3 protein-coding genes, 1 tRNA gene and 1 pseudogene are annotated in these 6,513 nt (G+C 38.7%); 2 read left to right on the top strand and 3 right to left on the bottom strand.

The features are described from left to right. Positions 1-167: 167 nt before the first annotated feature. Positions 168-2,489: a hypothetical protein gene (locus tag ADH52_RS08220; protein WP_023947000.1), complete on the top strand. Its 2,322-nt coding sequence runs from the start codon at positions 168-170 to the stop codon at positions 2,487-2,489. A gap of 92 nt (positions 2,490-2,581) precedes the next feature. Here the strand turns inward: ADH52_RS08220 and ADH52_RS08215 are convergent. The 3 genes and pseudogenes from ADH52_RS08215 to ADH52_RS08205 form a co-directional block, all read right to left on the bottom strand. Beyond that, positions 2,582-4,530, bottom strand: a pseudogene (locus ADH52_RS08215) (fructose-specific PTS transporter subunit EIIC). Continuing rightward, entirely contained in the window at positions 4,527-5,438 is a 912-nt protein-coding gene (gene pfkB / locus ADH52_RS08210) for a 1-phosphofructokinase (RefSeq protein WP_049510901.1), read from the bottom strand. Before pfkB ends, ADH52_RS08215 begins: the two are co-directional and overlap by 4 nt. Beyond that, positions 5,435-6,175 carry a DeoR/GlpR family DNA-binding transcription regulator gene (locus ADH52_RS08205; protein ID WP_049510900.1) on the bottom strand — a complete coding sequence of 247 codons (741 nt, stop codon included), beginning with the start codon at positions 6,173-6,175 and terminating at the stop codon, positions 5,435-5,437. Before ADH52_RS08205 ends, pfkB begins: the two co-directional genes overlap by 4 nt. A gap of 161 nt (positions 6,176-6,336) precedes the next feature. Between ADH52_RS08205 and ADH52_RS08200 the strand changes: the two genes are divergently transcribed. Next, a tRNA-Ser gene (locus ADH52_RS08200) sits at positions 6,337-6,424 on the top strand. The last annotated feature ends 89 nt before the right edge of the window (positions 6,425-6,513 follow it).

Below are 6,513 nucleotides of genomic sequence, written 5' to 3'. Positions count from 1 at the left end.
GCTCACAGCTCACAGCTCACAGCTCACAGCTCACAGCTCACAGCTCACGCTGATTATGTAATCAAGCGTATTTTTTGTCAAGCCCTAAAACAGACTTTTTCACATTTTTGTGAGAAGGTCTTTTCTGTTGTTTCTCAACTCAATGAGTTGATTGTTGGAGGTGTAAAATGACGCCTCTAGCTATTGATAGAAGTTGGCAATCTGGAAATGAAAGAGCAGACAATTTATTTTTCTGGAGAAATTTCGGTTTTGATGAAAAAGATATTTTAATCGAAAATACTGATGGTATCGTTAACGGATCTCTGTTTGAATTTAAAAATAGCATTGCTGATCTTAATGCTGTGCTTACTCAAGCTATCCACTATCTGTCTAAATTAAGGATTAAAGGTGGTATTCCTATACCAAGCAAAATCGTTTTAGTTGATATTAATAAAAATCGTGCTAGTGTTTATGATGCAACTAAATATCGTTTAGAAATTTTACAAAATTATACGAATAGTGCATCAAAAAATGTAAATCAGAAGACTTTAAAAGATGCTACTAATCCTGAAAAAGTAATTGAATTTGATGTTTTTCAACCAAAGAGCCCTAAAAATCGTGAATTGCGTGAATTATTCCAAATAGACGAGTATCAAAAGTTTGAAATTGGCTTTCCAAACATTTTAGGGTGGGCGAACTACATATACCGTCACGATAAAACAACAACAAAATCTCAAATGTTTGAGATGCTCAAACAACCGTCTAATTCAATAGTCGAAAACTATATCTTACCTTGGTGTGGAGACGAAAGCGATTTTGACACCGTGATGGACGCATTAAATGACCCTGCAAATAGAAAAGATTTAGGAGCGTTTTATACACCATTACCTTATGTTAAAGAAGCAACTAAACTTGTTCGTCAAGCTATTAGCAGTCTTCCTAAAAATATGGACTATGTTATTTTGGATAGATGTGCTGGTACAGGAGCATTAGAGCATTATTTAACTGAAGAAGAGTTAGGCCATGTTATCTTGAATACTTATGAAATAAAAGAATGGCTTGTTTTGTATAACAAATATATTGGAAAGGTGAGGGCTATCATACCACCACTTTCAATTGTACAAGCAAACAAGGGGAACTTAGTAACAGGTGGGGATGCTTTAGCAGAAGAGTTTTTATCGATTCCAATGGAAACAGATGGAAAACATAATACATTACAAGAAATCATAGATGACAAAAATGTTGCGATTATTGGTTTTGAAAATCCCCCTTATTCTAGCGAATTAGCTCGGGCTCAAGAAGGAAATGTTAAATCGATAGATAAATTTAGCTATATAAGGAAATTGATGTCCGATGAATTTGTGGGTGATAGTAACCATGCAAAAGATTTGCTAAATCAATTTGTTTGGTCTTTTGAAAAATACTTTATGAGAGATGAAAACGACTATTATATTTTATTTGCTCCTGTTAAGTATTGGAAATCAGTTGGTCTAATGCAAAAAATCTTTATTAATGGTTTTCTAGCAAACAGAGGGAACTTTAAAGCACAAGAAAGTTCCGTTTTGGTAGCACTTTGGAAAAACGATCAAGATAACGAAACTGAAAGTATTACTGTAACTGCTAAAGAAATATGGAGAGATAATAAAAAATGGGGAACTGGGAAAGGAGCAGCAGTCATTGATGTACCTGAGGATGCTATTCTTAAAGATGTGAAGCATGTCACTATAAAAAAAGTATACAAAACGCTAGGAGAATACTATTCTAAAAAGTTAAAAACAGATGTGTTATCTAAAATTGCTACTGGCTACGATGGTAAAGAAGTACCATTAAAAAGCTATGGAAAACCTGTTTATAATGACAATATTTTAGCGGTTATAGAAGCCAGTGGTTTTGGTACTACTCCGCAGGACATAAGAATGACTAGAATTGCTATTTATCATGGACGAGGTAGTCAAGTTAGAACAAATAATTACGCAGAGCAAACTGCTTTATTTGTTGCCAAGCAATACCCTCAAAAAAACTGGTATGAAAGGGATATTTACTACACAACTGCTGATAAAGGGGATTTGTATACAGAGGATACAGATTTTCTTAGAAAAGCTACATTATGGACTTGTATCTCTCAAAAAAATCATTGTTTGAGCTTTGATGGTTCTGATGGAAAGTTTTATAGTAACGAAATGTGCCTAGATGAGAACTCTCTAGTTCGTAAAGAATTGGTCGAACAAGAAAAATATGGAAAACTTGATAGAGCTGACTTAATGTTGCTAGGCGTCTTTGATGAATTACTTGAACTAGCTAAAAATACTCAAGAATATAATCCAAAATACAATTATGGTACTTATCAAATTGAATTGGACATAAATACATCATACAAAGATGGTAATGATAAAAAGATATTCAACAATGAAAAAGTTAACACTAAACTAAAAGAACTTAAAACAAGGTTAGCTGATTACTATGAGAATGAGCTTGAAAGTAAATTATTTGAGTATGAACTATTGAAATAGTGAGAAGACGATTTCCAAACGGAAATCGTCTTTTTCGATATTGTTGAAATACTACATTTTGTGGTTGGTTTAAACTGGTATATAGTTCCCTTTTATTTAACTGCTTGTGGTTTGCGTAGGTAACCATAAACCACACCACTTACGATTGCTCCTACCAATACAGAAACGAGGTAAAGAAGAGCATTTGAAGTAAGGGCAATCACGAAGATTCCTCCGTGTGGCGCCATAAGTTTGATACCAGTAAGACCAACGAGTCCACCTGCTACTGCTGAACCAAGGATGAAACTTGGGATCGCTCAGCGGCACCAAATGGAATTGCTCCCTCAGTGATAAATGACAAGCCCATGATGATGTTTGTCAAACCTGAGTTGCGTTCTTCCTTAGTAAATTTATCTTTGAAAAGAAGAGTTGCGACAAAGATTGCAAGTGGTGGCACCATTCCTCCAGCCATAACTGCTGCCATGGCTACAGAACCACCTGAAGAAACAGACGCTGCAAGCGTACCTGTACCAAAGACATAAGCCGCTTTGTTAACTGGTCCACCCATGTCAACAGCCATCATTCCACCAAGGACGATACCAAGAAGGACAGCTGAACCTCCTCCAAGACCACCTAGGAAGTCATTCATAGCAGTGTTGATTGCTGCCATTGGGATATTAACAGCTAGCATGACAAATCCAGTCAAGATTGTTCCAAGAAGTGGCAAAAGAAGGATTGATTTTGCACCTTCAAGTGAACGAGGAACTTTAACGTATTTCTTGATAGCAAGAACTAAAGCACCTGCGATAAATCCACCAACAAGGGCACCTAGGAAACCAGATGAGACACCTGCAAGAGTTGAAGTTGCTTCACCACCTGCGGCATAAGGAATTTTACCAAAGGCAAAACCTTCTTTGGCAATAGCACCAGCCACGAAACCTGCTACCAAACCTGGTTTTTCAGCGATAGAGTAGGCAACATAACCTGCAAAGACTGGAAGCATCAAACCAAAGGCAGCTCCACCAATTTTCATGAACATAGAAGCTAGCTCATGGTAGGAACCAAGATTACCAAGATTTTCATTTGGAACACCCAAAGCACCGTCAATCAAGAAGGCAAGGGCAATCATGATACCACCGCCAATAACAAATGGCAACATTTGCGATACACCACTCATCAAGTGTTTGTAGAAGGCACCACCAAGGCTTTGTTTTTCGTTAGAGGCTGTTGTAGCTTTTGTTCCATTAGCAGCACGATAAACTTCAGCATCTCCTGAAAGAGCCAAGTTAATTAACTCTTCTGTTTTACGGATACCGTCAGCAACCGGACGATTGATCAATGGTTTGCCATCGAAACGATCCATTTCAACTGCCTTGTCTGCTGCGATGATAACAGCTTTAGCCTTGCGGATGTCCTCTGCAGTTAGTTGGTTACCAACACCACTGGCACCGTTAGTTTCGACCTTGATCCCAACACCCATTTCAGCAGCCACTTTTTGAAGGGCTTCTTGAGCCATGTAAGTGTGGGCAATACCTGTTGTACAAGCTGTAACGGCTACGATAAAGTCACCAGTTTCATTAGCAGGTACTTGAACAGGCTCTTCAGTTTTTTCTGAAGCTTGGTCAAAGAGTTCAATGACTTGGTCAGCTGATGTTGCTTGACGAAGTTTGTCAGCAAAACCGTCTTTCATCAAGTATTGAGATAATTCTGCCAAGGCTGCCAAGTGGGTGTCATTGGCACCTTCTGGAGCTGCAATCATAAAGAAAAGGTCAGTTGCTTGTCCATCCAAGCTCTCGTAGTTAACACCCTTGTTTGACTTAGCAAAGAGAACAGTCGCTTCTTTGACAGCAGCGTTTTTGCTGTGAGGCATTGCGATTCCGTCACCCAAACCAGTAGAAGTGAGAGCTTCACGCGCCAAAATTCCTTCTTTAAAGATTTCAAAATCTGTCACATAACCGTGGTCTGTCAAACTTTTAATCATCTCGTCGATGACAGCTGTTTTTTCAGTCGCCTGCAAATCCAGCAACATAACATCTTTTCTCAATAGGTCTTGAATTTTCATCTTTTTTCTACCTCAACTTTTTCATATGTTTCTTTAATAAATTCTGCTGTTGCCAAGTCATCCGAGAAGGTAGTTGCTGTTCCACAAGCCACTCCCCATTTGAAGGCTTCTACTGCGTCTTTTGATTTGACAAATTCACCTGTGAATCCAGCAACCATAGAATCACCAGCCCCAACTGAATTTTTGACTGTCCCTTTGATTGGTTTAGCAAAGTATGCTCCCTCAGATGTGACAAGAAGGGCACCATCCCCAGCCATGGAGATAATGACGTTTTGAGCTCCTTTGGCCAGTAATTCTCGAGCATATTTTTCAATTTCATCTAAACTTTCGAGTTTAACCCCAAAAATCGCTCCAAGTTCATGATTGTTTGGTTTGACCAAAAGTGGCTGGTAGTCCAAACTATCAATCAAGGTCTGACCTTCAAAGTCACAAACGACTTGCGCACCAGTCTTGCGTGTCAAGGCAATCAAATCCTTGTAGATAACATTGCCTAGATTTTTAGTACTTGAACCTGCAAAGACAACTGTATCTTCTGAAGTCAGACTAGATAAAATAGCTTTCAATTCTTCTAGCTGAGCTGGTTCTACATTTGGACCCGTTCCGTTGACTTCTGTTTCTTGGTCTGCTTTAATTTTGACATTGATACGAGTATCTTCTGCCACTTGGACAAAACGTGTCTCGATTTCTTCCTCTACTAAAGTATCTGTGATAAATTTACCAGTAAAGCCACCGATAAATCCAGTCGCTGTATTTGGAATATCCAAGCGTTTCAAGACACGACTGACATTGATTCCTTTCCCACCAGCAAACTTATCATCACTGTCCATACGATTGACACTACCAACTTGGACTTGGTCCAAACGAACGATATAGTCAATGGATGGATTGAGTGTGACTGTATAAATCATACTTCTATTACCTCCGTTTTCTCCTTAATAGCCTGCAAGAGCTCATGCCCTTGACTTGTGATAACAATAGCTCGTTTGAGTGGTGCTACCTTGGCAAAGCAAGTTTGTCCAATTTTAGACGAATCCACCAAGACATAAGTCTGTTTGGCATTCTCCAAAATAGCTCGCTTCACAGCTCCCTCCTCCATATCAGGAGTCGTATAATAGCCTTCGTCTACACCATTCATACCTATAAAAGCACGGTCAAAGTGCAATTGGTTAATCTGGTTAAGAGCAACGCCCCCGATGCTAGCATCTGTTGTCATCTTGACACTACCACCCACCATGACAGTTGGAATTTGCTTTTCAACTAGCTGAACCGCATGGTGAATCGAGTTGGTTACTACAGTAATATTCTTATTGACCAATTCATGAATCAAAAAGGCTGTAGTTGTTCCAGCATCGATAAAGATGACATCTTGTTCCTTAATGAGAGAGGCTGCTTTCTGAGCCAACAACTTCTTCTCTTGAAGGTTTTTGACAGATTTTTCTTGAATGGTTTCTTCTTCCTGCAAGGAATGGGGCAATTCTGCTCCACCATGCACACGACGAAGCTTGTTTTCCGCTTCCAACTCATCCAAGTCTCTTCGAACCGTTGATTCTGACGTTTCTAGCAAACTAACTAATTTCTCTAGAGAAACTACATGATGTTGATTTAACTCCTCTAAAATCAGTTGTTTCCGCTCTATTTTTAACACCGAACCACCTCCTGTTATCGTTTACACTATTCATTCTATCACACTTTCTTTCAAAGTCAAGCGCTTTTTGTCATTTTCTTTCAAAATCTATCATTTTTCTTATTTCCAAAATTTTTATTGCAAGATAAGAGCCTTTATGGTAGACTATTTGAGTAAGTATTGGAAGATTACTCAAGAGGCTTAAGAGGCCGTGTTGGAAACGCGGTAGGCGTGTAACAGCGTGCGTGGGTTCGAATCCCATGTCTTCCGTTTATTTTAAAAAAGATACCCAAGAATGAACTGCACCCCAAAAGTTAGACAGAAAAAATCTAACTTTTGGGGTGTTTTTATTATGAAAT

It is taken from the genome of Streptococcus pseudopneumoniae (assembly GCF_001072665.1).
GTDB classification, from domain to species: domain Bacteria; phylum Bacillota; class Bacilli; order Lactobacillales; family Streptococcaceae; genus Streptococcus; species Streptococcus pseudopneumoniae_S.
This window is presented reverse-complemented; position numbering and strand designations above follow the sequence as displayed.

Excerpts from the sequence above, each read along its gene's own strand:
- ADH52_RS08220 (WP_023947000.1), top strand. The coding sequence starts at position 168 with ATGACGCCTCTAGCTATTGATAGAAGTTGGCAATCTGGAAATGAAAGA.
- pfkB (WP_049510901.1), bottom strand. The coding sequence starts at position 5,438 with ATGATTTATACAGTCACACTCAATCCATCCATTGACTATATCGTTCGT.